Source organism: Streptomyces sp. NPDC052040, from assembly GCF_044548405.1.
In the GTDB taxonomy this organism is placed as follows: domain Bacteria; phylum Actinomycetota; class Actinomycetes; order Streptomycetales; family Streptomycetaceae; genus Streptomyces.
Genome location: NZ_JBIUBV010000001.1, coordinates 93300 through 119315, shown reverse-complemented (window position 1 = coordinate 119315; position 26016 = coordinate 93300). Strand labels below are relative to the sequence as shown.

Below are 26016 nucleotides of genomic sequence, written 5' to 3'. Positions count from 1 at the left end.
GTCAGCGCCCGGAGTCGGAGGGCTTCCAGCGGAAGATGCGGCGCTCCGCGAAGGTGAGCAGTCCCTCGGCGAGCAGCGCGACCACCGCGAGGATCACCATCGCGGCATACACACCGGCGGCGTTGAAGGTGCCCTGCGACTGGGCGACGAGCAGGCCGACGCCCTTGGTGGCGCCGATGTACTCGCCGACGATGGCGCCGATGAGGGCGAAACCGAAGCTGACATGGAGACTGGTGAAGATCCAGGAGGTGGCCGACGGGATGACGACCTGGAGGGTCACGCGCCGGTCGCTCGCGCCCAGGATGCGGGCGTTGGCGACCAGGTTGCGGTCGACCTCGCGGGCGCCCTGGAAGGCGTTGAAGAACACCGGGAAGAAGACCAGCACCACGGCCGATGCCACCTTCGAGGACGGCCCGAGTCCGAACCAGATCACGAAGATCGGCGCGAGGACGATCCTGGGGATGGAGTTGAGCACCTTGATGTAGGGGCCGAGGACATCGGCGAGCAGGGCGATCCGGCCCAGCGCGATCCCGAGGAGCACCCCGGCGATCACCCCGATGACCCAGCCGATCAGCGCCTCCTGGAGGGTGACCCAGATCTGCTCGCCGAGGGAGCCGAGCGCGGTGCCATGGGTGGTCCAGGTCCAGATCTGGTCCCAGATCTTCGACGGCATCGAGAAGTTGAACGGATCGATGACCCCGGCCCGGGAGAGTGCCTCCCACAGGCCCAGCGCGCCGACCAGCAGCAGCACCCGGGCCAGCAGGACTCCGGCCCTGCGCCTGCGGGCGGCTTGTGCGCGCGAGGGGGCGCGGCCGGGCTTGCGCGTGCCGAGGGCGGCCGGTGCGGAGACGACGTCAGGCGACATGGGCGGCACCCCTCTCGCGGGTGATGCGGACCTCTTCACCGAGCGACTCCCAGATCTCGCGGTAGATCTCGATGAAGCGCGGCTCCAGACGCACCGACTCCACCTTGCGCGGCCGCGGCAGGTCGATCTCGAAGATCTGCTTCACGGTCGCGGGCCCTGCGGTCATCACGACGACCTTGTCGGCCAGCGCGATCGACTCCTCCAGGTCATGGGTGACGAACACGACGGAGGCGCCCGTGCCCTCCCACAGCTCCAGCAGTTCGTCCGACATCAGCGCCCTGGTCTGGACGTCGAGCGCGGAGAACGGCTCGTCCATGAGCAGGATCTCGGGGTCGTTGACAAAGGTGGCGGCGAGGGCGACCCGCTTGCGCTGGCCGCCGGACAGCTGGTGCGGATAGCGGTCCTCGAACGCGGCGAGCCCCACCCGGCCCAGCCACTCGCGGGCCTTCTGCCGGGCCGCGGCCTTGGGCACTCCGCGGAAGCGGGGGCCCGCCATGACATTGGACAGCACCGTGCGCCAGGGGAAGGTGGCGTCCTGCTGGAAGACGAAACCGACCTTGCCGCCCACGCCCGCGACCGGCTCGCCCGCCACCAGGACTTCGCCCTCACTGGGCTCCTCCAGGCCGCTGACCAGGGTCAGGGTCGTCGACTTTCCGCATCCGGTGGGCCCCACCACGGCGACGAACTCACCCCGCTCCACCCGCAGGTCCAGGCCCCGGACAGCCGTGTGCAGTCCCCCGGACGGGGTCCGGAAGGTTTTGCTCGCACCCCGCAGCTCGATGGCGGGGCTGATCTCTGTGCTCATGGCCCGCGACCGTAGGTGTGGCGCCTGCCACAGCAGCAGTCTTGTGGTCGCAACCCCGTCTTCTGCTTGCAAGAGTCTGTTGTGCTCGTTTTGCTCGCGCTACAACAGCGAAGCCGAAACACGGGCTGAACGGCTCGCCTGGGCTTGAGGGAGAGAGGCCCGATGATTGACGTCCTGGTCGTGGACGACGACTTCCGCGTCGCCGAGATCAACGCGAAGTACGTGGGGAAGGTTCCCGGATTCCGGGTCGCCGCCCGGGCGCACAGCGCCGCCCAGGCGCTGGCCGCGGTGGAACGCGCCCCGATCGACCTGGTACTGCTCGACCATTACCTGCCCGATGAGACGGGCCTGGACCTGGTCCACCGTATGCGGGAACGCGGACACGGCACCGACGTCATCATGATCACGGCATCGGGCGATGTGACGACCGTGCAGACCGCGATGCGCCTGGGCGCCCTGCACTATCTGGTGAAACCGTTCACATTCGCGGCCCTGCGAACCCGCCTCGACTCCTACGCCGCCCTGCGCCGCACCGTCGACCGGGTCGGCGGGCGGGGCGTCGCGGGGCAGGAGCAGGTCGACCGCATCTACGGCGCTCTGCGGACCGCTCCCGTCGCCTCCTCGCCCCGGCTGCCCAGCGGTCATTCGGAGCCCACGACGGACCTCATCTGCGATGTGCTGCACCATGCGGACCAGCCGCTCTCGGCCCATGAGGTGGCCTCCCGGACCGGGCTCAGCCGCTCCACCGCCCAGCGCTATCTGCGCCACCTGGAACAGGCCGGACGACTGCGGCTGACCCTGAAGTACGGCGACACGGGACGCCCCGAGCACAGATACACCTGGGTGGCACCATAACGCCGGACCGACCTGAGTCGGACGATCCGGAGCCGAACGGCGGGAAGTGAACGGTCAAAGGCTGATGGGTCAGGGTCCGGTTGGCCGGGAGCCGTTCGGTGCGGAGCCGGATCTCAGACCGCCCCCGCGCCGGTGAGGGACCGTACCTCGGTCTCCGCGTGTTTGGCCTCGTCGGCCGGTTCGGCCGAGGTGACCGTGCCGAGCCAGCCCGCGAGGAAGCCCAGGGGGATGGAGACGATGCCCGGGTTCTGCAACGGGAAGTACTGGAAGTCCACGGTCGGGAACAGGGAGTCGGGGCTTCCGGAGACCACCGGGGACAGCACCACCAGGACCAGCGCGGGCACCAGGCCGCCGTAGACCGCCCACACCGCACCCCTGGTCGTGAAGTTGCGCCAGAAGAGCGCGTACGCCAGGACGGGCAGGTTCGCGGAGGCGGAGACCGCGAAGGCGAGCCCCACCAGGAAGGCCGCGTTGAGGTCGCGGGCGAGCAGCCCCAGCGCGATCGCGAGGGCGCCGGTGCCGACCGCGGCGGCACGCGCCACCGCCACCTCGCCGCCCGGCCCGGGCCGCCGGGGCCGCAGCGAGGCGTACAGGTCGTGGGCCACGGCGGCCGAGGACGCGAGGGTGATCCCGGCGACCACCGCGAGGATGGTGGCGCAGGCGATGGCGGCGACCATCGCGAACAGGATCGTTCCCTCGGTGGAGTCCGCCCCGCCGCCCAGCTTCTGCGCCAGCAGCGCCACCGCCGTGTTCCCGGCCGCGTTGGAGTCCCGTACGGCGTCCGGTCCGACCAGAGCGGCCGCGCCGAACCCGAGCACGATCGTCATCAGATAGAAGCCGCCGATGAGCCCGACCGACCAGACGACCGAGCGGCGGGCGGCCCGCGCGGTGGGCACCGTGTAGAAGCGGGACAGGATGTGCGGCAGACCCGCGGTGCCCAGCACCAGCGCGAGGCCCAGGCTGATGAAGTCGATCCGCGCGGTCCAGTCCCCGCCGTACTTCAGGCCGGGCGCGAGAAACGCCGCACCGTGCCCGCTGCGTTCCGCCGCCGTGTGCAGCAGAGTGTCGAGGTTCCCGTGGAAACGCACCAGGACGAGCACGGTGAGCGCGAGGGTGCCGCCGAGCACCAGCACCGCCTTGACGATCTGGATCCAGGTGGTGGCCCGCATCCCGCCGAGCGACACATAGACCACCATGAGCGCGCCCACGACGATCACCGTCCACGCACGCGCGGCCGTGCTGGTCCCCCCGAACAGCAGCGCGACCAGACTGCCCGCTCCCACCATCTGCGCGACCAGGTACAGCACCGACACCGTCACTGAGGACACCCCCGCGGCGATCCGCACCGGCCGCTCGCGCATCCGCGCCGCGACCACGTCCGCGAGGGTGAACCGTCCGCAGTTGCGGACCAGTTCGGCGACGAAGAAGAGCACTACGAGCCAGGCCACGAGGAAGCCCACCACATAGAGCATGCCGTCGTACCCGAAGAGGGCGATCAGCCCGGGGACGCCCAGGAAGGAGGCGGCCGACACATAGTCGCCCGCGATGGCAAAACCATTCTCCATGGGCGAGAAGAGCCGTCCGCCCGCATAGAACTCCTCGGCCGAACCATGCCGGTTGCGGCTCACCCAGGTCGTGATCGCCAGGGTGATCGCGACGAAGGCACTGAACAGCAGCAGCGCCAGGGCCTGATGGTGTCCGCTCACCGCTCGCCGCCCCTGAGTCCGCGGGTCAGCTCCTGGGTGTCCCAGCGCAGTTCGAGCGCGGCCCGGTCCCTGCACAGCCGGGCGTGACGCGCATAGGCCCAGGTGAGCAGGAATGTCGTCAGGAACTGCCCGAGCCCCGCGAGCATCGCCACGTTCAGGGACCCCGCCACCGGTCGGCCCATCAGCCCGGGTGCCGTCTGCGCCGCCACCACATAGCCCACGTACCAGGTGAGGAAGACGGCGAGCCCGGGCAGCACAAACCGTCGGTACCTGCGGCGCACCTCCTGGAACGCCGCGCTGCGCTGGACCTCCAGATAGACGTCCGCCACCCGCCCGCTGCCGTCCTGCTCCGGCTGCGGGTACGGCGGGCCGGAGGCGGGAGTGCCCGCCCCCTCCCGTTCGCCCCAGCCGGAGGCGAGGGCGTCGTACCAGGGGTCGTCGTAACACTCCTGGCCGTCCCTGCCGACGCCCGCCGGGGCCGCGGCGCGGCCTTCGTACTTGTCGACCGAACTCTCGGGGCCTTCCCCACGGCCGCGGGAATGGCCATTGCTTGACTCCATGCCCAAGGATGGACAGAACGGGAAGATCCCCGACTCTTCTTCCCCACGCTCTTCACCCCATCAGGTGACTCATCTCGCCGGGGGCCGCACCAGCCCCTGCGCAAAGGCGTAACGGACCGCCTGGGCACGGTCCTTGAGCCCCGCCTTGGCGAAGAGATTGTTGATGTGGGTCTTCACCGTGGCCGTGGAGACATGCAGTCTGCGGGCGATCTCCTGGTTGGTCAGCCCCTCGGCGATCAGCACCAGCACCTCCGTCTCCCGTGCCGTGAGCCCGTCCGGCGCGTCCCCGGGTACGACCGGCTCCTGGTGCGGCTCCGACAGCCGCTCCAGCAGGCGCCGTTGGATGCTCGGGGACAGACCCGCCTCACCGGACAGCACGCTCCGTACGGCCCGTACGATCTCGTCCCCGCCCGCGTCCTTGGTGAGATACCCCCGTGCGCCCGCCCGCAGCGCGGGGAACAGCGACTCGTCGTCCGCGTAGGTGGTGAGCACCACGACCTGGGTACCCGGGTACTGCCCCCGAATGCGCCGTGTCGCCTCGACGCCGTCGCAGCGCGGCATGCGCAGATCCATCAGCACGACGTCCGGGGCCAGTTCGGCGACGAGTCGCACGGCCTCCTCGCCGTCACCGGCGGCGCCGACGACCTCGATCCCGGGCAGCAGCCCGAGCAGCATCACGATGCCCTCGCGCACCACCGTCTGGTCGTCCGCCACCACCACCCGGGCGGCCCTTCCGGCCTCCTCCCCCGTCATGCGGGCACCCTCAGCGTCACCACGAACCCCTCCTCGGCCGGCCCGGCGTCCAGCGAACCGCCCAGCAGCTCGGCCCGCTCGCGCATCCCGAGGAGACCGTATCCGGCTCCGGAGGCGGTCAGCTCACCCGGCGTACCGCCCGAGTCCCGGACGTCCAGCGTCACTTGGTGCTCGGCGTACTCCAGCCGGATGTGCACCGTGGCGCCCGGGGCATGCTTGCGGACGTTCGTCAGGGCCTCCTGGGCGACCCTGCGGACGGCCTGCGAGGCCTCCGCGGGCAGCGGTCTGCGATCACCCGAGACGGTGACGTCCGCACCGTCCGTGGCGGCGACGAGTTCACTGAGGAACTCCTCGACGGGGGACATCTCCCCGCGGAGGGCGGAGAGCGCCTGACGGGTCTCGGCCAGCCCCTCCCGGGCCATGCCCCGTGCCGCCACCACCCGTTCGAGGATCGTGTCCCGGTCGGCTCCGCCCTCGATCAGCAGCCGGGCCGCCTCCAGATGCACCAGCTGCGCCGAGAGGCTGTGCGCCAGGACGTCATGGATCTCCCTGGCGATCCGGGCCCGCTCGGCCAGCGCGGCGGACTCGGTCTCCGCCGCCCGCGCCGCCCGCTCCTGGACGAGGAGCCGCTGGGCACTGCCCCGGGCCTCGGCGTCGAGCCGGAGCACATATCCGGCGAGCGCCAGACCCACCACCGTCATCAGCGTGGTCAGCCACACATCGGTGTTGAACACGACGTACGAGGCGAGCGCCACCGAGGCCACGGGCACGGCGGCCAGGAGCGGCAGCCGCTCCAGGGCGGTGATGGCGCAACCGCACCAGAGCACCAGGGCGGCCACCCGGAACCCGGTCGTCTGGGCGGCGACCGCCAGCCCGAGGAGCAGAGTGACGAGCACCAGCGACGGCAGGAGTCGGTGGGCCAGTGTGGTCCGGAAGAAGGCCCAGGAGAGCAGTCCGGCCACGAGGACGCCCGCCCCCGCCCCGATCGTGCCCCAGGCGTGCAGATGGCCGTTGCGGACAACGCCCCACAGCAGCACGGCGAGCACCAGCAGCCGCACGCCCGCACCGAGCAGCCGCCGGGGCCTGGAGACCGCCTCGCGGGCGAGCGCCTCACGGGACGGCCAGCGCGTCCACACGCTCTCCGTCATGCGCGCTCCTTCCGCAGGGGCAGGGGCATACCGTCACCGTACGCCGCGGCCGGACGCGCCGGGCCGGTGACGGTCTGCGCGCGCCAGACCAGGATTCCGGAGCGGACCAGGAGCGTGCCCGCGAGGGCGAGGAGCACGGCGGAGCTGTCCTGGTGGATCCCGAGCGAGGCACCGAGCGCGAAGAGGCCGACACGCAGGACGATGCCGACGGCCCAGACGGCCCCGCTCGCCTTGCTGCTCCTGCTCCACACCGAGCCGTCCTCCTCCGCCCATATACGGGTGGTCCAGGCCCAGCCCGCTCCCATGGCCAGTCCGATGAGCAGCTCGGCGCCCAGCAGGAAGGCGGACTCCGTGGGGTGGTGGCTGTCGAGAAGGCCCGAGCCGCGCAGGGCCACGACCGTCAGGATCACGGGCAGCAGCCACCAGCGCCGGTCGGTGTCGACCCGGCGGGCGCGGAACTGCCGGGCGATCACCAGGACGGCCACCGCCACGATCACCAACGCGTTGACAAGCCCGGACATCAGAGCCTCCGTGAGCGGAAAGGGAGCGGTCGACGGCGAGTGCTGCCGACGTCTTCGACGCTACGGAAGTCCGGGGGCCGGCAGATCGGAGCCGGGGTGGATCGTGGGTGGAAGCCGAAGGTCCTGGGTCCTCCACCCGCGGGTGGAGGACCCAGGACCTTCGGTCCGGAACGGCCCGGAAGCGGTGGCCCCCCCGGCATCCTGCGGAGCAGTCGCGCCGCCCCCCTCGGCACCGGGCGCAGCAGTGGGGGCGACGGCCGCGGCTAGGCGTCGATGCGCGAGCGGTCCAGTGTGGCCGCCGAGCTGGAGATGAACTCCTTGCGCGGTGCCACGTCGTTGCCCATCAGCAGGTCGAAGACCTGCTCGGCGGACTCCAGGTCGGAGAGGTTGATCCGGCGCAGGGTGCGGTGGCGCGGGTCCATGGTCGTCTCGGCCAGCTGGTCGGCGTCCATCTCACCGAGACCCTTGTAGCGCTGGATGGAGTCCTTGTACCGGATGTTCTTGCTCTGCAACTCGAGGAGCTTGTCGCGCAGCTCGCGGTCCGAGTACGTGTAGACGTACTTGTCCTGGCCCTTCTTCGGCTGGACGATCTCGATGCGGTGCAGCGGCGGCACCGCGGCGAAGACCCGGCCCGCCTCGACCATGGGCCGCATATAGCGGTGGAACAGCGTCAGGAGCAGGGTCCGGATGTGGGAGCCGTCCACATCGGCGTCCGTCATCATGATGATCTTGCCGTAGCGGGCCGCGTCCAGGTCGAAGGTCCGTCCGGACCCGGCTCCTATCACCTGGATGATGGCACCGCACTCGGCGTTCTTCAGCATGTCGGTCACGGACGACTTCTGGACGTTGAGGATCTTGCCGCGGATCGGCAGCAGGGCCTGGAACTCGGAGTTCCGGGCGAGCTTGGCCGTACCGAGCGCGGAGTCGCCCTCGACGATGAACAGCTCGCTGCGGTCGACGTCGTCGCTGCGGCAGTCGGCGAGCTTGGCGGGCAGCGAGGAGGACTCCAGGGCCGTCTTGCGGCGCTGGGCGTCCTTGTGCTGACGTGCGGCGATGCGCGTGCGGGCGGCGGCGACGGCCTTCTCCAGCACCGTGCGGGCCTGCTGGGCGGCGTCCCGCTTGGTGGACGTCAGGAAGGCCTTCAGCTCCTTGGAGACCACATTGGTGACGATGCGGCGGGCCGCGGAGGTGCCGAGGACCTCCTTCGTCTGCCCTTCGAACTGAGGTTCGGCAAGACGTACGGTGACGACCGCGGTGAGGCCCTCCAGGGCGTCGTCCTTGACGATGTCGTCCTCGGCGACGCGCAGCAGCTTCTTGGTGCGCAGCACCTCGTTCATCGTCCTGGCGACGGCCTGCTCGAAGCCGGCGACATGGGTGCCGCCCTTGGGGGTGGCGATGATGTTGACGAACGACCTGAGCGTGGTGTCGTACCCGGTCCCCCAGCGCAGCGCGACATCGACCCCCAGCTCCCGGGTGACCTCGGTGGGCGTCATCTGCCCGTGGTCGTCCAGGACCGGGACGGTCTCCTTGAAGGTGCCCTGCCCGGAGAAGCGGAGGACGTCGCACACCGGCTTGTCCCTGGCCAGGTACTCGCAGAACTCACTGATTCCGCCGTCGAAGCGGAAGGATTCCTCACCCTTGCTGCCGCCCTCGCCGAGCCCGAACTCGTCACGGACCACGATGGTCAGGCCGGGCACCAGGAACGCGGTCTGGCGGGCACGCTGGTGCAGGTTTTCCAGGGAGAGCTTGGCGTCCTTGAGGAAGATCTGGCGGTCGGCCCAGTAGCGCGTCCGCGTGCCGGTACGGGTCTTGGGGATCTTCTTCCCCTTGCGCAGACCGCCCTTGGCCTCGAACTTCGCACTAGGCCCCGCAGCGGCGAAGGCCCCGGGCACTCCCCGCCGGAAACTGATCGCGTGGGTGTGGCCGTCACGGTCGACCTCGATGTCGAGACGCGCGGAGAGCGCGTTGACCACGGAGGCACCGACACCGTGCAGACCACCGGAGGCGGCGTAGGAGCCACCGCCGAACTTGCCGCCCGCGTGGAGCTTGGTCATCACGACCTCGACACCGGACAGACGGGTCTTGGGCTCCACGTCGACCGGGATGCCCCGCCCGTTGTCCCGCACCTCCACCGAGGCGTCGTCGTGCAGGACCACCTCGATGTGGTCGCAGTACCCGCCGAGGGCCTCGTCGACGGAGTTGTCGATGATCTCCCAGAGGCAGTGCATCAGACCGCGGCTGTCGGTCGAGCCGATGTACATGCCGGGGCGCTTGCGCACGGCCTCGAGGCCTTCGAGGACGAGCAGGTGCCGCGCGGTGTAGTTGGAGCCGTCCCGGTCTGCTCCGGTGAGCAGCGCTGTGGACGGCACGGACGTCTCGGCGGTCACGCGGTTCGCTCCTCGCTGAATTTTTGGATGTGGCCCATTGGGGTAAGGGGCCGGCTTCGGTCACCGGTCCGAGGGTACCGAGGCCTGGTAGAGCCGTTGTAACGCCACCCTCGTCCGAAACCCACACTAGTCCAGAGTCGCACGAGCGTTCGAACCTCAGAGGGGGGTGAAGCACACATCACGTTCCCTTCGAGGCATGAACCATTTAGGCTCCGGGCACGTCCTCATGAACAACCGGCAACCCCGCCGGGAGGACAGGACAATCGACAGACAGCGCGAATCCGTACTACACAAGGCATGCAATACGGCACATTCGCCGCCAACCGGCAGCAGACAGCCGGCCCGGAAAGAAATTTCCGGGGACAAGCCGCGAGCGGGAACGTTTTCGGCCTGGTTGGATGTTGACCCTGGTACGACAGCTCGTCGAGCTAGAGAAGAGGCGACGTGACTACTGTTCTGACCCCCGCGAGCCCGCTGACGGCCGCTGACCGCTGCGACCGATGCGGCGCACAGGCGTACGTGCGCGTCGTCCTCCTGAGCGGTGGAGAACTGCTCTTCTGCGCCCACCACGGTCGCAAGTTCGAGCCGGAACTCAAGAAGATCGCCGCTGAGATACAGGACGAGACGGAGCGGCTCACCTCCGTTCCGGCGAGCGTCTCCGAAGAGGAGCGCTGACGCCTCGCGTCGCTGACGAGCCGACGCCGGCGCCGTAGCCGGTCAACGGGCGGCCATCCCGATCATGCGGGATGGCCGCCTTCACGCGTCTGTGCACCCGGCGCCCGCTCAGTGGGCGCCACCCAGGGTCCCGACGACCTCGGAGACGCGCGTATAGACCCCTGGGCTCCCCGGCCGCCCGCAGCCGTTGCCCCAGGACACCAGGCCGATCAGACGGCCCTGGGCGACCAGCGGGCCTCCGCTGTCCCCCTGGCAGGCGTCGCGGCCGCCCGCGGGCTCCCCGGCACACAGCATGGAAGCGGGATCGTACTTGCCGTCCGCACCGCCGGGGTAGGCCCGCGCGCAGTCCGCGTCCGGGAGCACCTGGAGATTGGCGGCGCGCAGGCTGTGCGCGTAGTCGGCGTCCCCCGACACATCGCCCCAGCCGTAGACCGTGGCGGTCGTACCCGGCCGGTAGCCGGGATCCCCGGCGGCGGCCGTCCCGATCGCCGAACCCGCCGGGAGCGGGGAGGCCAGGGTGAGCACGGCGAAGTCACCGGCGTTGGTGTCCCCGTTGTACCGGGGATTGACCCAGGTGGTACGGACCGGGATCTCCGCGCCCTGGGCGGACAGGAGGTCCGTGCGCCCCGCGATCACTCTGAGATCCCGTACGCGTCCCGGTGGCGCGCCCAGCACGGCCGTGCTCATGCAGTGGGCCGCGGTGAGGACCGTGGTCGGGCCGACCGCCACACCGCCGCAGAACTGCCCGGCCCGCGTACCCCCGAACCGGTCACGGCTGGAGATGGCGACCGTCCACGGGCTCTGGGAAATGTCCACCGGGAAGCCCCCGATGACGACGCCGCCCGCCACGGCGGGCGCGGGGGATCCCAGCTGTATCAAGGCAGCCGCGGCGGACAGGACCAGCGCTCCGGCGAAGTGGCGGCGCATGTGCACTCCTCACTGTGACGTATCGATGGAACACCCACAGTGATCCAGCTCGCCGGATCGCGCATACGCAAAGGGGCCGGTTCCCGGTGGGAACCAGCCCCTTGTCGCACGGCCGAGGCCTAGTCGAGGTAGTCGCGCAGCACCTGGGAGCGCGACGGGTGACGCAGCTTCGACATCGTCTTGGACTCGATCTGGCGGATGCGCTCGCGCGTGACGCCGTACACCTTGCCGATCTCGTCGAGGGTCTTCGGCTGACCGTCGGTGAGACCGAAGCGCATCGAGACGACGCCCGCCTCACGCTCCGACAGCGTGTCGAGCACGGAGTGCAGCTGCTCCTGAAGGAGCGTGAAGCTGACCGCGTCGGCCGGAACGACCGCCTCGGAGTCCTCGATGAGGTCACCGAACTCGCTGTCGCCGTCCTCGCCCAGCGGGGTGTGCAGGGAGATCGGCTCGCGGCCGTACTTCTGGACCTCGATGACCTTCTCCGGGGTCATGTCGAGTTCCTTGGCCAGCTCCTCCGGGGTGGGCTCGCGGCCCAGGTCCTGGAGCATCTGGCGCTGGACGCGGGCCAGCTTGTTGATGACCTCGACCATGTGCACCGGGATACGGATGGTGCGGGCCTGGTCGGCCATCGCGCGGGTGATCGCCTGACGGATCCACCAGGTGGCGTACGTGGAGAACTTGTAGCCCTTGGTGTAGTCGAACTTCTCGACCGCGCGGATCAGACCGAGGTTGCCCTCCTGGATGAGGTCCAGGAAGAGCATGCCGCGGCCGGTGTAGCGCTTGGCCAGGGAGACCACCAGACGGAGGTTGGCCTCCAGCAGGTGGTTCTTGGCGCGGCGGCCGTCCTCGGCGATGATCTCCAGCTCGCGCTTCAGCTTGGGGGCGAGCTTGTCGGCGTTGGCGAGCTTGTCCTCGGCGAACAGACCGGCCTCGATGCGCTTGGCGAGCTCCACCTCCTGCTCGGCGTTGAGCAGGGGGACCTTGCCGATCTGCTTGAGGTAGTCCTTGACCGGGTCGGCGGTGGCACCGGCCGCGGCGACCTGCTGCGCGGGCGCGTCGTCCTCGTCCTCGTCGGAGAGCACGAACCCGGCGCTCTCGGTGCCCTCGGGCTCCTCGCCGCCCTTGGCCTCCTCGAGCACCTCCTCCTCGAGGAGCTCTACGTCGTCCTTCTTGCCGGTCGTCTTCTTGGCCGCCGTCTTCTTGGCGACGGTCTTCTTCGCCACGGTCTTCTTGGCGGCCGCCTTCTTGGCTGCGGCCTTTCCGGGCGCGGACTCGTCCGGGTCATCGGCGACCGGGGCTGCCGCAGCGGCGGGGGCGGCGGCCTTCTTGGTCGTCACCGCCTTCGTCGCGACGGTCTTGGTGGCGGTGCGCTTGGCCGGACTCTTCGCTGCGACGCTCTTTCGGGTGCGCTTGGGCTCTGCGGCACTGACCATCAGCGTCACACCCTCTTCCTCGAGGATCTGGTTGAGGCTGCGCAGTACGTTCTTCCACTGAGTGGCCGGAATCTGGTCAGCTTCGAAGGCCCGACGCACATCGTCGCCGGCGATCTGCCCCTCAGCCTTTCCCCGCTCAATAAGAGCCATGACAGAGACGGACTCGGCGATCTCCGGCGGGAGCGTACGGGATGTGCTGGCCGACACGAACAACCTCTCGGAACGTTGGAAAACGGCTTCCGGCCCCGTCCACGACGGACAGGAGCCGACCGCCGGCTTGGGGATGGGCCGACGGTGCGGGCGGGGGCCGGGGAGATGCACAGCGCCATGAACGGCGTCCGTATTCCTTCCTCGGCTATCACCTCTTAGGTCATCGCGCAGTTCCGTGGAGCGTTACGCCCAATCTGCGTGGCCCGAGTCACACCCCGTAACCGCTCAAAAACACCCAGAAACGGGCAGAGGTGATCCATAAGCGCCGCGATCGAAGGCTGCCTCTCCGCGCGCCCTCCCCCGGGCGTCGCGGATTCCCCTGACGGGGTCCTGAAGTCCATGCCCGACGGCGGGAGTCCGGGCACGGCGGCGCGCCGTCCCAGCCGGGGGCCGCGACCGGCACCGGCACCGGGTGCCGACAGGTGTCACCGGTGCGGGTGACCTCCAGAGGCCACAGGTCTCCGCCGGACACCACCGGTCTCCGTCGGGCTCCGCCGGGTCCCGGAAGGATCCGACGGAGTCAGACGGCGGGTGATCGGTGCCCGTCCGCGGCGGTCGGGCACTGCGACGGGAGGCCCGGTCCCGTTCGCACCGAAGGCGGAGCCGGTCAGTGCTCGCGGGGTGCGGGCACCACGCGCTCCACCTCGGGGTGGACGGTGAGCAGTTGGCGCATCGCCGCCTCGGCAGCCGCGCCGTCCCCCGAGGCCAGCGCGTCCACGATCCGGCCATGCTGGGTGAGGGCCGCTTCGTTCGGGCGGTCGCAGCCGGTGACAGGGCCTCCGGAGACCTGGAGCGCGGCCGAGACGATGCCCGAGAGGTGCTCCAGCATGCGGTTGCCCGCGACCTGGATGAGCAGCGAGTGGAACTCGGCGTCGGCACGCGAGAAGGTCAGGGCGTCTCCCTGACCCATGGCGTGGCCCATGATCTCGACCATGTCGCCGAGTCGCTGCTGCACCTCCTCGCGCCCATGACCGGCGGCGAGGCGGGCGGCGAGCGGCTCGATGGTCCAGCGCAGCTCGCTGAGCTCGCGGCGCTGGTCGTCGCGCTGGGGCCCGAAGGCCCGCCACTCGATGATGTCCGGGTCGAGGAGGTTCCAGTCGCTGACGGGACGGACCCGGGTGCCGACGTTCGGCCTGGCGCTGACGAGGCCCTTGGCCTCCAGGACGCGCAGTGATTCGCGGACGACGGTGCGGGAGACTTCGAAGCGCTGGCCGATCTCCTCCGGCACCAGCGGGCGGTCCGCGCCCAGGTCACCGGAGACGATCATCTGGCCGAGCTGCTGGACGAGTTGGCCGTGCAGGCCGCGTCCGCGGCTGCCTGCGGCGCGGCGGCCGACACGACCCAGTTCCGGGTCGGCACCCTCCCAGGAGGGCGTGCTGACGCGGTCAGTGGAGGGCGCGTCGGCATAGGGGTAGCGGTCGAGTTCGCCCGGTCCGGCGAGGCCGGAGTCTGCTGAACGGGCGGCGGTCATCATGGTGTGCGCAAGGGTACTCACGGATCCTTTGTCGGCGCCCTCTCCAACTCCCTTGAGGTCTTTGGTGAAAAGCACACGAAAGGGTGATCGCTCACCCTGTCGCAATTGACGCCTTATCGGAAAGAAATGGGCGTTCTCCGAGGAACTTGCGCACAGGGGAGATAACAGATCGACACGGACGGCGTTCATCGGATCCTGCCGCGCGCCGTGGTGAGCAGATAGGCACCGAGCAGCGCGGCCAGGGACAAGGCCAGTGCGGCGCCAACGGGTTGGGCGACCATCCGCACCAGCGCGGCCAGATACCGGTCGCCGCCGAACGGCCACCGCAGCAGCGCCGCCTCCCGCATACGGGCGGCGAACCCCGCCGCGGTTCCTACGGATCCTGACTCCACGACGCCCCGCACCAGGGGTACGACGGCCACGGGCACCGCGAGCACCGCGGCGAGCCCGGCGGTCGTGGACCGGAAGACACCGCCCGCCAGCACTCCGGCCCAGGCGCACCCCACGACCAGCCCGGTCCAACTCGCCCCGGCCGAGAGCCAGTCGCCGGGAAGCGCCGCCGCCGCCCGTCCATGGACGAGGAAGAGCACCTCGAAGTCGAAGCCGACGGTGAGGAAGGCCAGCGCCGCCGCCGTGACGCCGGTGACGAGGAGCTTGGCGACGAGCAGCCCCAGGCGCCTGGGTACGCCGTCGCGGTCGGCCGCCAGGGCAGGGTGGCGGAACTCGTCCCCGAAGGCCAGGGCGCCGAGCAGTCCGGCGCCGAGGGCCGCGGGAGGCAGGGGGAGCTGCGTCGGCCAGGCGGCCAGCAGCCGGGGGCGTGGGACATGCCCCGCGTCGGCGGCGAGGAGCAGGGAGACGAGGGCGGAGACGACGAGTACGCACGCGGCGACGAGGGAGCTCGTGCCGGTCCCCGCGGCGCGGCGCAGTTCGTAGCGCAGCGGCCGCCGGGGGCCGGGGGCGCGCCGGGGGTCGATGGGCGGCGGCAGCGAGGGCGGATCCCCCGCCTCCGCCGCGTGCACCGCGGCGGTCGGCGCCGTCCGGGCGGCAGCACCGGGCCCCATGTCGGCCGTCTCGTCGGTCAGTTGATGGACGAGGATCCCGTTCCGGTACGCGATCTCACCGATGTCGGCACAGGTACTGCCGTACACCGAAAGCCGGTTGCCCTCCTCGTGGACGATCTCCATCACACGCCGGGCCTCTCGGGACTCCCTGACGAGCAGGGCGCCGAGCCGGTCGGCATGCGGGCTGCGGACGGCCACGCGCGGGCGCAGCCGGGTACGGGCGAAGTCGGCGGCCTCCTGGTCGGCGACGATCCGGCCCTCGTCGAGCGTGACGACGCGGTCGGCGGTGCGCGCCGCCTCCCTGGGGTCGCCCGTGGCGAACAGGACGGTGCCGCCCCGTGCGGCGTGGGCGCGCAGCATGCCGTGCAGCCAGGCGCCTTCCCGGGCGGACAGCCCGGCGGCCGGGTCGTCGAGTACGAGGCTGTGCGGATCGGCGAGCAGGGCACAGGCGAGGCCGAGGTGGCGGTCCATGCCGCGCGAGAGGGTGTCCAGGCGCTCGTCCCGTACGGCGGCCAGTCCGACGGCTTCGAGGACCTCGTCGGCGCGGAGTGCGGGTACGCCCACGGCGGCGCTCAGCATGCGCAGATGTCCGCGGACCGTGCGTGCGGGGTGACCGGGAACGTCCCCGAGGAGGATCCCGACCTCCCGGGCCGGCTGGGCGAGGGAGTGCAGCGGGCTGCCCCGGAAGTAAGTGATGCCGCGGCCCGGTTGGAGTTCCAGCATCATCCTCAGGACGGCCGTCCTGTCCGCAGCGCAGGACCCGAGGAGCGCCGTCACCCGACCTGCGCGCGCCTCGAAGGACACATCGTCGACGACGGGCGACAGGCCCCTGCGGGCGTCGCCGGTCAGTCCGATCGCCTTGATCACTTAAAGCAAGATAGCGCTATATGTCTGTTTTTTTGGTCACCCTGACGGTCGTGCGTCGGAGGCTTTCCCGTGCGGCTCCCGCCGGAGGGCCGGGTGGGCTCGGTGATCAGACCTCGGGCCGCAGCATGGGCGGGTTGAGCAGGGTGGCGCCGCCCGCCCGGAACAACTGCGCGGGGCGGCCGCCCTGCCGGGTCGTCGTACCGCCCGTGGGGACGAGGAATCCCGGGGTCCCCGTCACCTTGCGGTGGAAGTTGCGCGGATCCAGCGCCACGCCCCAGACGGCCTCGTAGACCCGCCGCAGCTCGCCCACGGTGAATTCCGGCGGGCAGAAAGCGGTGGCCAGCGAGGAGTACTCGATCTTCGAGCGGGCACGCTCGACACCGTCCGAGAGGATCTGCGCATGATCGAAGGCGAGCGGCGCCGCCTGCTCGCCTTCCCTGGCGTAGCCGCCCTGTTGCAGCAGTTCCTCCACGGGTGCCCAACGAGCGCTGTTGGCGTCCCCTCCGGCCCGGGGGGCGGGCAGGTCGGGGGCGAGAGCGAGATGGGCGACGCTCACCACTCTCATCCGCGGGTCGCGCTTGGGATCGCCGTAGGTGGCCAGCTGCTCCAGATGCGCACCGTTGTCCTGGGCCGGTACGTCAGGGTCGTGCGCGCACAGCCCGGTCTCCTCGGCCAGTTCCCGTGCCGCGGCCTGCGCGAGGTCCTCGTCCGCCCTGACGAAGCCGCCCGGAAGCGCCCATCGGCCCTGGAAGGGCGGCTCTCCCCGCCGGACCGCCAGCGCGCACAGGGCATGGCGGCGCACGGTCAGCACGACCAGGTCCACGGTGACGGCGAAGGGCGGGAAGGCTGACGGGTCGTAGGGCATGCCGCGATCATAGTCGTCTGCCTGACGATAAACACTCCCTTCGCCGACCGCCGGGACAGCAGATCCACATCTGTCCGATACCGCTCCACCAGCGGCCGCCCCGCTCCGTCCAGCAGCATGTCCTCCGAGGTCACACCCCCGGAGCAGCGGCCCGTCGAACGGTGGTGCCGCGGACGGCAGGGGACTCACTCATGTGGCTCCCTCTCCGTTCGCGGAACCCGAGGCGCGGCGGGATCCGAACCGGCCGTCCCTGCCTCCGGGCGTCCGAGGCTGCCCATCGCGATGGGTCCGGTCCCCGGTGGAAGGGCCGCCGTGGGACCGTCGGCGGGCCTCCGGGAGCCGTGGGGAACGGCGGCTGATGCCGCTCGGCGCCCGGACCTTTCGGCGCTTCCCCACGGGGACATGGCCGAGGGCGCAGTGGTCCCCGCTCCCCGTGTGCTCGCGGGAAGCGTCAGGAGAGGATCCGGGCAGGTCGGGGACCGAGCCGGTGTCGCCGTCCGCCGTCGTCCTGGTCACTGCGGCATCCTCACCGGGTGTTGCCACGGTCATCGTGGGTTCCTCGCCCGGCGCCGCAGCGGTCACCGTGGTGTCCGCGCCCGGCGCCGCAGCGGTCACCGTGGTGTCCACGCCCGGCGCCGTCGCGGTCGCCGTGGGGTCCGCGTCCGGGCCGGTCCTCCCCGCGCGCTCCGTTCGCAGGCAGCGGCGGACGGTCTCCGGGTCCAGGCCCTCGTTGCACGCCTGGTGCAGAAGACGCGCGAAGAGATAGTCCGGGTCCGCTCCCAGGGCCATGGCAAAGGCCTCGCGGGCCTCTACACCGTCGCCGGTGGACCAGGCGACCCATCCGGCGAGCGTCAGCGGGGCGGCGGCGTGCTCGCCGTAGGGGCCGACACAGCGGCGGGCCAGGGCGCGCCACAGCCTCAGTGCCACGACGGCTTCGGTGCCCTCCATCCACTCCGCGGCCCGGTCGCGTGTCGTGCGGTCCTGAAGACCCAGGATCAGGGCCGCGGCCTCGTCATCGGCCAGGAGCGTGTCGTCGCGCAGGTCCGCGGTCGTACCCGGCACGGGCGGTGCTCCGGCGAAGCGGGCCATCACCCGCTGTGCCAGGGCGAGCGTGTGCGCTGCCACGTCCTCGCGGGTGTCGCCGTCGAGGATCCGTGGCACCAGCTCGCGGCTCGCCGCGTCCAGCGCGATCTCCTGCCCAAGAGCGGCCGCGGTCTCCCAAGGGCTCAGTCTCGCCCGGAACTCCTTGATGCTGCCGCGCACTTGGACACCGGCGTAGGCAGCGGCTGCGGCCAGGACCGAGGTGCCGGGCAGGCCCATCGGCCGTCCTTCGGGAGGGCAGCAGTCCGGGCCCGGGCAGCAGTACGACCAGAAGCGGCCGTCGGAGATGCACAGGGCCTCCACCACCGGGATGTCGAGGGCGCCGCAGGTCGTGCGGAGTGACTGGGCGAGCGGCCGGAGGCGTTCCATCACATCGCGTCCTGTCTCGCCGCGCGAGGGTTCCCGGACCAGGTAGACGACCATGCTCTCGGGCCGGGCGCCTCGGCGCTCGCTGCCGGTCACCAGCCCGTGGGCCACCTGCCGGGCCGCGGGCTGCCAGTCGTCGGGGTGCGCGGGGATGCCGAGCCGTGCACGGCCGCCGAACCTTCCCCGCCCCTCCCGGTCGTGCAGCGCCACCAGCACGATGCTGTCCTCGGGGCGATAGCCGAGCAGATAGGGCAGGGCGTCGGCCAGCTCGGCCGGGGTACGCAGGGTGATCTGGGGCTCGTCGGGCGGCGCCGCGGGCCCCTGCTCCCCGTATCCGCCGGGTTCGCCGCCGTGGTGTGAGGGTCCGCCCATGTCGCCGATGCCGGGGCGGCCGGACGCTTCGTCGTGGTTCGTCATGCCGTGACCTTCCCGCGAATCCCGACGTTCCGCTTTGGCCTGTGGACAACTCCCATCATGAGCACATCAGAGGTTGTCCACAGATTGCGGGGCCCGTTCGCACGATGCCCCGGCGATCGGGTTGCATGGACGTCATGACCGACGAACACCCGCGCCCCACGACACCCGAAGCCACCCCGGCGGTGGCGGACACCCCGCGCGCAGCCGACACCCCGGGCGGTCCGGCCACGGCTGCGGCGGACGGCGGCCTGCGCGCCGCCGCGGACGCCGTGCTCGCCCGGCTCGTCGGCGACCCGACGGGCGGGGCCCGCCTGCGCGAGGACCAGTGGCGGGCCATCGAGGCCCTGGTGGCACACGGCCGCAGAGCCCTTGTCGTGCAGCGCACTGGCTGGGGCAAGTCCGCGGTGTACTTCGTCGCGACCGCGCTGCTGCGTGAGCGCGGGGCAGGGCCGACAGTGATCGTCTCGCCGCTCCTCGCCCTCATGCGCAACCAGGTGGACGCGGCCGCCCGCGCAGGCATCCACGCACGGACCATCAACTCGTCCAACACCGAGGAGTGGGACACCATCCAGGCGGAGGTGGCCGCCGGAGACGTGGACGTCCTGCTCGTGAGTCCGGAGCGCTTGAACAACCCCGACTTCCGCGACCGGGTACTGCCCCGGCTGGCGGCCGCGACCGGTCTGCTGGTGGTCGACGAGGCCCACTGCATCTCCGACTGGGGCCACGACTTCCGCCCCGACTACCGCAGGCTGCGCACCATGCTCGCGGACCTGCCCCCCGGTGTTCCGGTCCTGGCGACGACGGCGACGGCCAATGCCCGGGTGACGGCCGACGTGGCCGAGCAACTGGGCACCGGGGCCGGTACGGACGCCCTGGTCCTGCGGGGGCCCCTGGACCGGGAAAGCCTCAGTCTGGGCGTCCTCCGGCTGCCGGACGCCGCCCACCGCATGGCCTGGCTGGCCGATCATCTGGGGGAGCTGCCGGGATCCGGGATCGTCTACACCCTGACGGTGGCGGCGGCCGAGGAGGTCACGGTGTTCCTGCGGCAGTGCGGGTACCCCGTCGCGTCGTACACCGGGAAGACGGAGAACGCCGACCGGCAGCAGGCCGAGGAGGACCTCCTGGCCAACAAGGTCAAGGCACTCGTTGCCACCTCCGCCCTCGGGATGGGCTTCGACAAGCCGGACCTCGGATTCGTGGTGCACCTCGGTTCGCCCTCCTCGCCGATCGCGTACTACCAGCAGGTCGGGCGCGCCGGACGCGGAGTGGAGCATGCCGAGGTGCTGCTGCTGCCGGGCAGGGAGGACCAGGCGATCTGGGAGTACTTCGCCTCGGTCGCCTTCCCCCCGGAGGAGCAGGTGCGGCGCACGCTGGACGTCCTCGCCGGGGCCGGGCGCCCCCTCTCGCTGCCCGCCCTGGAGCCTCTGGTCGATCTGCGCCGGTCCCGGCTGGAGACCATGCTCAAGGTGCTCGACGTGGACGGTGCGGTGCGCCGGGTCCAGGGCGGCTGGGTCTCGACGGGTGTTCCGTGGACGTACGACACCGAGCGCTACGCCTGGGTCGCCAAGCAGCGGGAGACCGAGCAGCAGGCGATGCGCGACTATGTGACGACGGCGGGGTGCCGGATGGAGTTCCTGCGGCGGCAGCTGGACGACGAGGGCGCCGGACCCTGCGGGCGCTGCGACAACTGCGCCGGACCGGCCTTCGCCGACTCCGTCTCCCCCGCCGCCCTGGACGCGGCCCGCGGTGAACTCGGCCGTGCGGGTGTCGAGGTCGAGCCGCGCAAGATGTGGCCGACCGGGCTCCCGGCCGTCGGTGTCGAGCTGAAGGGGCGCATCCCGGCCGGTGAGCAGGCCGCGATCGGGCGGGCCCTCGGGCGGTTGTCGGACATCGGCTGGGGCAACCGGCTGCGGCCGGTCCTGGCGCCCCAGGCCCCGGACGGCCCCGTGCCGGACGACGTGGCCCGAGCCGTCGTCGGGGTGCTGGCCGACTGGGCGAAGGGACCCGGCGGCTGGGCCTCGGGCGGTCCCGACGCGCAGCCACGGCCCGTCGGCGTGGTCACCATGGCATCGCGGACCCGTCCGCAGTTGATCCACTCCCTCGGAGCGCGGATCGCGGAGACGGGACGGCTGCCCCTGCTGGGCTCCGTCGCGTACACGGGCGACATCCCGCGGCTGCCGCGCAGCAACAGCGCACAGCGGCTGAAGGCACTCGACGGGGCGCTGACCGTGCCGCCCGCGCTCGCCGAAGCCCTGAAGGCGGCCGGTGGTCCCGTGCTGCTCGTGGACGACATGACGGAGACGGGCTGGACATTGGCGGTCGCCGCGCGCATGCTGCGGCGAGCCGGAGCGGAGGGGGTGTTGCCCATGGTTCTTGCCGTGCAGGCGTGAGCCGTCCTCTCCGGGGAACACGTGGAACAAACCTTTAGCGGGGATATAGGCCACACATCAGCACAAACAGGCCGGTGCTGCCAATTGCTCGTTGCCGCTTTCCAGTTCGACGGGAAGAATTGGGGGTCCGCCCCCCCGCACGGCTCGTGTCTGATCCGACAGGGCCCTGCTGCGGTGTGCGCCCCCCGAGTCCCACCCCGCCCGCAGTGTGGGCGCGTAGCCGAAGGGAGGATCGTGACCTTCGGATTCGCTCCGTCCTCGGCGGCCTCCATATCGTCCTCCGCCGAATCGTCCGCCGCTTCCGCCAATCCGTCGGCCCGGATGCTCGAGCCCGCCGAATGGGCCGCCGCCGGGATACCCCTTCTGCGCAATCCCCGGGAAGTCGTCGGCGAATTGCACGAACTCCACCGGCCGGGGCTGTCGACGGCCGTGGTGGCCGTTCTGGACCCGGACGAACGGCTGTGCGCGAGCGCCTCGTTCACACGGCGTCCGGCACCGGCGGACGGCTGGATGTTCCGCAATGCGCTTCTCGCCCAGTTGCGCCGGATCATCCCGCACGATCTGCGGCGCCGCACGCCCGTACGGACGGCAGTACTGCTCTACTGCCGTGAGGGCGACGGGCGTTGGACGGAGGAGGACGGGGCCTGGATGTGGGGGCTGCGCGACGCATGCACCTTGCACGGGCTGCGCTGCGGTGCGTACATCACGCTGACGCGTGAGGGGTGGCAGGTCCTCGGCGAAGGGCGCGGCGGGCGCCGCCCCAGCGCGGAGTCCTCGGCGGAGGCTTTCGGGTTGTCGGGAGGGACACCCCCGCGGCCGCGCACCGGAGGTGTCGCCTCCGAGGTGCTGCGCCGGGCCGCCGCCCGCTGAGGCCCCGCCCACGAGGCGGCAGGCCAGCGGCATCCCCGGCACGGCCGGTGACATGCCCGAGCTCCCGAGCTACGGCGCGCCGCTGCCCGACGAGCCCGCGGGAGCTACGCCGTACCCCCCGTCGGCAATCCGCCTGGGCGCGGGCAGCGCCGCCACACGGGAGCCCCTGCGAGCTACGCGGCCGTCGGGCTTCCCGGGCACCGGGCGTCACTGCCGACGAGCCTCCCGGGCACGGGCACGGGCACGGGCACGGACGCACGCAGCCGCGTCGCGCCGTGCCAAGCGGCAGGTGTGCCCCGGGGCGCGGCTCCCCGGCGTACGCTCCCGGAGCGGTGGCCCGGAAGTCCGGAAGGCGCGTCGTCCGGGCGGACGCCGCGGACCGCCGCGCCCCGGCTCCGGACATGCCCGGCGGCTCCGAATGGGTGTGCGGAAGCGGCCTCTGTGCGAATGCCGCCACGCACTCCCCGGCCGACCGGGTCACCCCTGCCGCGTGAACAGCCCGGCTCCGGGCCGTCGGCGTCAGCGTCGACGTCGGACGGGAAGTGTGCGTGCCGAGCGGTCCGGTTCCGGACCGCTCAGACGCCCGCGCCCAGCGCCGAGTTGATCTGCGCCGGGTCGCCGCAGACGATCAGCAGGGTGTCGGCCCGGCCGAGCGCCAACGGAAGCGCGGCATTGACGGCGTCGTCCGAGCCGCCGTTGACGGCGGCCACGACCACCGGGCGGGCGGCGGCCCGGGACAGGGCGGAGGCGTCGGCGTAGAAGACGTCGTCGCGGGCGTCGTGCTGCGCCCAGTACGAGGCTTCGCCGAACGACATTTCGTGCGCGGCCCACGGGTGCGACTCACCGGTGGTGATCACCAGTACGTCGCCGGGGACGCGCCCGGATTCCAGCAGCAGGTCGACGGCCTCCTCGGCAGCGTCCAGCGCGCCCTCGGCCGAGGCCGGGATCAACTGGACCTGCGGGGTGACCGCGGGAACGGACGGCCCGGGCTTGGCCGCGAGCGGCTCGCGCGGGGTGCGCTGCGCCGGCATCGGCCGAACGGGCCCCGGACGGCCGGGGCGCGCGGGGGCCGCGGGACGCGGGCCGGGAACGGGACGGGGGGTCGGCGCGGTGCGGCCGGCGGACGGCGTGGCGCGGGGACCCTGGGCGCTCTCGTGAATCTGAGGCTCCTCGGGAATGAGAGGCATGGGCTGATTTTTATCAAACGCCGGTGCTAGTCGCGTCGGCGGGTGGCACATGAGTGCGATCGGAACGGGTCAGAAGTCGAAACCGAGCTGGCCTTCGATCTCCGGCGCGTGTCCGTCCGCCCAGGCGCGGGCCTTCTTGAGGTGCCGCCACTGGGGCAGCGCATCAAGATACGCCCACGTCAAGCGGTGGTACGGGGTGGGACCCCGCTCCTCCAGCGCGGCCTTGTGCACCGGCGAGGGATACCCGGCGTTGGCCGCAAAACCGAAGTCTGCATGGTCGATACCCAGTTCGGCCATCATTTTGTCGCGGCGAACCTTGGCGATCACGGATGCCGCGGCGACCGCCACGCAGGACCGGTCGCCCTTGATCACCGTACGCACCCTCCAGGGCGTCCCCAGATAGTCGTGCTTCCCGTCGAGGATGACCGCGTCGGGCCGGACGGGCAGGGTCTCCAGGGCGCGTACCGCGGCGAGCCGCAGCGCGGCCGTCATCCCGAGTTGGTCGATCTCCTCGGGGGACGAGTGGCCGAGGGCGTAGGCCGTCACCCACTGCTCCAACTCCTGGGCCAGCTCGGTCCGTCGCTTGACGGTGAGCAGCTTGGAGTCGGTGAGTCCCAGCGGCGGTCGGCGCAGTCCGGTGATCGCGGCGCAGACGGTGACGGGACCGGCCCAGGCACCGCGCCCCACCTCGTCGACACCGGCGATGACCTTCGCTCCGGTCGTTGCGCGAAGGGAGCGCTCGACGGTGTGGGTAGGCGGTTCGTACGGCATGGCGCCCCAAGCCTACGCCGCCCCGGCCCCGCGGCGACACCCAGGTCCCCGGGCGGCGGCGGAAGCGCCGAACCGCCCGCCGCGACCCGCCCGGGCCAGGCCCGGGGGCTTGAGCACCTTCCGAAGGATCCCGGCGCCGCGCTCGGGCACGACTCAGGCACCGATCAGCGCTCATGCGTCGGGAAGTACCCTCGGAATCAGGCAAGTTGGGTACCAGCGGCATTGCGGCAACGACGGTCCCCACCATGGCGGCATTGACGTCCTCACCATGGCGGCATTGACGTCCTCACCATGGCGGCATTGACCTCCTCACCACCGGAATGCACTGCTGCCCCTCCGCGTCGCGGAACGTACCGCTTGCGGTCCCCGGATGTTAATTCCCCAGGACCACAAGGCTTTTCGGACGTCGGCGAGAGTGGCGGGGGTGATCGGAAGCGCGGAGGCCGAAGCCGTCGCGCGAGGTGTCCCAGGGGGTTTCAGCGCATGCCGACGCCAGGAATTCCGGACGGCGGCGGGCCGCGTCCCCATGTCCTCGTGATCCACCGCTGGCGGGACCGGTACGCGCACTACGAGGAGTACCTCGACCACACCGGCCACGCGGTCACCTATGTGACCACCGAGGTGGGCGCGCGGGGCGTTCCCCGGTCGGCGGCCGAGGTCATCGAGGTCCCCGCCACGGACGACCTGGCCGTGGTGCGCGAGGCGGTCGCGGAGCTGGCCGCCCGTTTCGGTGCCCCGAAGGCGATCGTGGCCCTCAAGGAGGACGATCTGCTGATCGCGGCTCAGCTGCGCGCGGAGTGGGGCCTTCCGGGCGCCACCCCGGCGGATCTGCTGCCCTTCCGGGACAAGCTGGAGATGTGCCGGCGCATCGCGGACGCGGATCTGCCGGTGCCCGCCTTCGAGGCCGTCAGCGGGCGGGAGCAGGTGGCCGCCTTCGCCGAGCGGCACGGCTGGCCGGTGGTGCTCAAGCCGACGCGAGGCAGTTCCAGCGCGGGCGTCCGCGTGGTCCGCGGCCCCGAGGGCCTGGCCGAGATGTCCTGGCCCGCGGACACGGCCCTGATGGCCCAGGCCCATGTGGCCGACCCGATCTACCACGTGGACGGGCTGTACCGCGACGGCCGCCCCGAGATCTGGCGGGCCTCGCGCTATGTGAACGACTGCCTCGGCTTCCGGGACGGCGCCCACCTGGGTTCGGTCGAGGAGGACGACCCGGACGTCCTGGCGGCCGTCGGCACCTGGTCGCGGCGGTTCCTCGGCGCGCTCACCGACACCTCCACCGTCTTCCACCTGGAGGTCTTCGTCGGCGTCGCCGAAGACTCCACCCGCACCTGCTCCTTCCTGGAGACCGGCGCGCGGGTCGGCGGGGCGGAGATCCCCTTCATCTGGCGCGACGTGCACGGATACGACCTGATGGAGGCAGCGTTCGCCCTACAGGTCGGCGAGCAGCCCAAGAAGGCCGAGGCGCCCTCCCCCGGCGTCGGAGGGTGGCTGCTGGTCCCCGCACCGGCCGAGCGGCCCTGCCGGATCACCGAGGTCACACCCCTGGCGGGAAGCGTTCCCGGGCTCTACGCGGCGGCCCTGCTCCAGCCGGGCGACATCCTGCCCGCGGCGGACGCCTACTACGAGCACGTCGGCGGCCGCTTCCGTTTCACCGGCCCGACGAGCGCCTCGGTGGAGCGGGCCGTCCGTGCAGCGTCGGCCCGCTTCCATGTCTCGGCGGAACCGTGCGCCGGGCCCCTCGGCGGAGCCACCCCGCACGAGGTGGCGCCCTGAGCGGCCCTCACCCCCGAAAGGCGGGA

Annotated in this window: 21 protein-coding genes; 5 read left to right on the top strand and 16 right to left on the bottom strand. The window is 71.4% G+C overall.

All coding sequences use genetic code 11. The annotated features are described in order from the left end of the window. Window position 1 precedes the first annotated feature (1 nt). A complete protein-coding gene (locus ACIHAA_RS00520; protein WP_399811050.1) occupies window positions 2-865 on the bottom strand; it encodes an ABC transporter permease in 864 nt (287 codons plus the stop codon). Beyond that, window positions 855-1670: an ABC transporter ATP-binding protein gene (locus tag ACIHAA_RS00515; protein WP_399811048.1), complete on the bottom strand. Its 816-nt coding sequence runs from the start codon at window positions 1668-1670 to the stop codon at window positions 855-857. The genes ACIHAA_RS00520 and ACIHAA_RS00515 overlap by 11 nt, the downstream gene beginning before the upstream one ends. A gap of 162 nt (window positions 1671-1832) precedes the next feature. Between ACIHAA_RS00515 and ACIHAA_RS00510 the strand changes: the two genes are divergently transcribed. Then, window positions 1833-2525, top strand: coding sequence for a response regulator (locus ACIHAA_RS00510; protein WP_399811045.1), 693 nt, complete (start codon window positions 1833-1835; stop codon window positions 2523-2525). Between the two features lie 113 nt (window positions 2526-2638). Here the strand turns inward: ACIHAA_RS00510 and ACIHAA_RS00505 are convergent, their stop codons facing one another. The 6 genes from ACIHAA_RS00505 to ACIHAA_RS00480 form a co-directional block, all read right to left on the bottom strand. After that, on the bottom strand, window positions 2639-4231 hold the full coding sequence (locus ACIHAA_RS00505) for a cation acetate symporter (RefSeq protein WP_399811042.1): 1593 nt from the start codon (window positions 4229-4231) through the stop codon (window positions 2639-2641). After that, on the bottom strand, window positions 4228-4791 hold the full coding sequence (locus tag ACIHAA_RS00500) for a DUF485 domain-containing protein (protein ID WP_399811040.1): 564 nt from the start codon (window positions 4789-4791) through the stop codon (window positions 4228-4230). The genes ACIHAA_RS00505 and ACIHAA_RS00500 overlap by 4 nt, the downstream gene beginning before the upstream one ends. A gap of 69 nt (window positions 4792-4860) precedes the next feature. Next, window positions 4861-5544: a response regulator gene (locus ACIHAA_RS00495; protein ID WP_399811038.1), complete on the bottom strand. Its 684-nt coding sequence runs from the start codon at window positions 5542-5544 to the stop codon at window positions 4861-4863. Then, window positions 5541-6692 (bottom strand): sensor histidine kinase, encoded by a 1152-nt coding sequence (locus ACIHAA_RS00490; protein WP_399811035.1) that lies wholly within the window; start codon window positions 6690-6692, stop codon window positions 5541-5543. The genes ACIHAA_RS00495 and ACIHAA_RS00490 overlap by 4 nt, the downstream gene beginning before the upstream one ends. Then, a complete protein-coding gene (locus ACIHAA_RS00485; RefSeq protein WP_399811034.1) occupies window positions 6689-7213 on the bottom strand; it encodes a DUF1453 domain-containing protein in 525 nt (174 codons plus the stop codon). Before ACIHAA_RS00485 ends, ACIHAA_RS00490 begins: the two co-directional genes overlap by 4 nt. A gap of 263 nt (window positions 7214-7476) precedes the next feature. After that, complete coding sequence (locus ACIHAA_RS00480) at window positions 7477-9600, bottom strand: type IIA DNA topoisomerase subunit B (protein ID WP_399811031.1); 2124 nt, start codon at window positions 9598-9600, stop codon at window positions 7477-7479. A gap of 444 nt (window positions 9601-10044) precedes the next feature. Between ACIHAA_RS00480 and ACIHAA_RS00475 the strand changes: the two genes are divergently transcribed. Next, window positions 10045-10275, top strand: a complete 231-nt coding sequence (locus tag ACIHAA_RS00475) for a hypothetical protein (protein ID WP_057611313.1) — start codon at window positions 10045-10047, stop codon at window positions 10273-10275. A gap of 108 nt (window positions 10276-10383) precedes the next feature. Here ACIHAA_RS00475 and ACIHAA_RS00470 read toward each other — a convergent pair whose 3' ends face one another. From ACIHAA_RS00470 to ACIHAA_RS00445, 6 genes are all read right to left on the bottom strand, one after another. Next, window positions 10384-11202, bottom strand: a complete 819-nt coding sequence (locus ACIHAA_RS00470) for a serine protease (RefSeq protein ID WP_399811028.1) — start codon at window positions 11200-11202, stop codon at window positions 10384-10386. A 119-nt stretch (window positions 11203-11321) separates the two neighbouring features. Further along, window positions 11322-12845 (bottom strand): RNA polymerase sigma factor, encoded by a 1524-nt coding sequence (locus tag ACIHAA_RS00465; protein WP_399811026.1) that lies wholly within the window; start codon window positions 12843-12845, stop codon window positions 11322-11324. 610 nt (window positions 12846-13455) lie between these two features. Then, window positions 13456-14343 (bottom strand): FadR/GntR family transcriptional regulator, encoded by an 888-nt coding sequence (locus tag ACIHAA_RS00460; RefSeq protein WP_399811024.1) that lies wholly within the window; start codon window positions 14341-14343, stop codon window positions 13456-13458. Window positions 14344-14507: 164 nt separating this feature from the next. After that, window positions 14508-16250: an ATP-binding cassette domain-containing protein gene (locus tag ACIHAA_RS00455; protein WP_399811021.1), complete on the bottom strand. Its 1743-nt coding sequence runs from the start codon at window positions 16248-16250 to the stop codon at window positions 14508-14510. Between the two features lie 106 nt (window positions 16251-16356). After that, window positions 16357-17115, bottom strand: a complete 759-nt coding sequence (locus ACIHAA_RS00450; protein WP_399811018.1) for an NUDIX domain-containing protein — start codon at window positions 17113-17115, stop codon at window positions 16357-16359. Window positions 17116-17304: 189 nt separating this feature from the next. Further along, on the bottom strand, window positions 17305-18999 hold the full coding sequence (locus ACIHAA_RS00445) for a DUF4192 family protein (protein WP_399811016.1): 1695 nt from the start codon (window positions 18997-18999) through the stop codon (window positions 17305-17307). A gap of 134 nt (window positions 19000-19133) precedes the next feature. Here ACIHAA_RS00445 and ACIHAA_RS00440 point away from each other — a divergent pair, with 134 nt between their 5' ends. Together ACIHAA_RS00440 and ACIHAA_RS00435 are read left to right on the top strand one after the other, a co-directional pair. Further along, window positions 19134-21389, top strand: a complete 2256-nt coding sequence (locus ACIHAA_RS00440; RefSeq protein WP_399811014.1) for a RecQ family ATP-dependent DNA helicase — start codon at window positions 19134-19136, stop codon at window positions 21387-21389. A gap of 234 nt (window positions 21390-21623) precedes the next feature. Next, complete coding sequence (locus ACIHAA_RS00435) at window positions 21624-22259, top strand: hypothetical protein (RefSeq protein ID WP_399811012.1); 636 nt, start codon at window positions 21624-21626, stop codon at window positions 22257-22259. Between the two features lie 575 nt (window positions 22260-22834). Here the strand turns inward: ACIHAA_RS00435 and ACIHAA_RS00430 are convergent. Then, window positions 22835-23446, bottom strand: coding sequence for a hypothetical protein (locus ACIHAA_RS00430; protein WP_399811010.1), 612 nt, complete (start codon window positions 23444-23446; stop codon window positions 22835-22837). 69 nt (window positions 23447-23515) lie between these two features. Continuing rightward, entirely contained in the window at window positions 23516-24217 is a 702-nt protein-coding gene (locus tag ACIHAA_RS00425) for a ribonuclease HII (RefSeq protein ID WP_399811008.1), read from the bottom strand. 483 nt (window positions 24218-24700) lie between these two features. On the opposite strand from ACIHAA_RS00425, the gene ACIHAA_RS00420 reads away from it, so the two are divergent. After that, window positions 24701-25990, top strand: a complete 1290-nt coding sequence (locus ACIHAA_RS00420) for an acetyl-CoA carboxylase biotin carboxylase subunit family protein (protein WP_399811006.1) — start codon at window positions 24701-24703, stop codon at window positions 25988-25990. The last annotated feature ends 26 nt before the right edge of the window (window positions 25991-26016 follow it).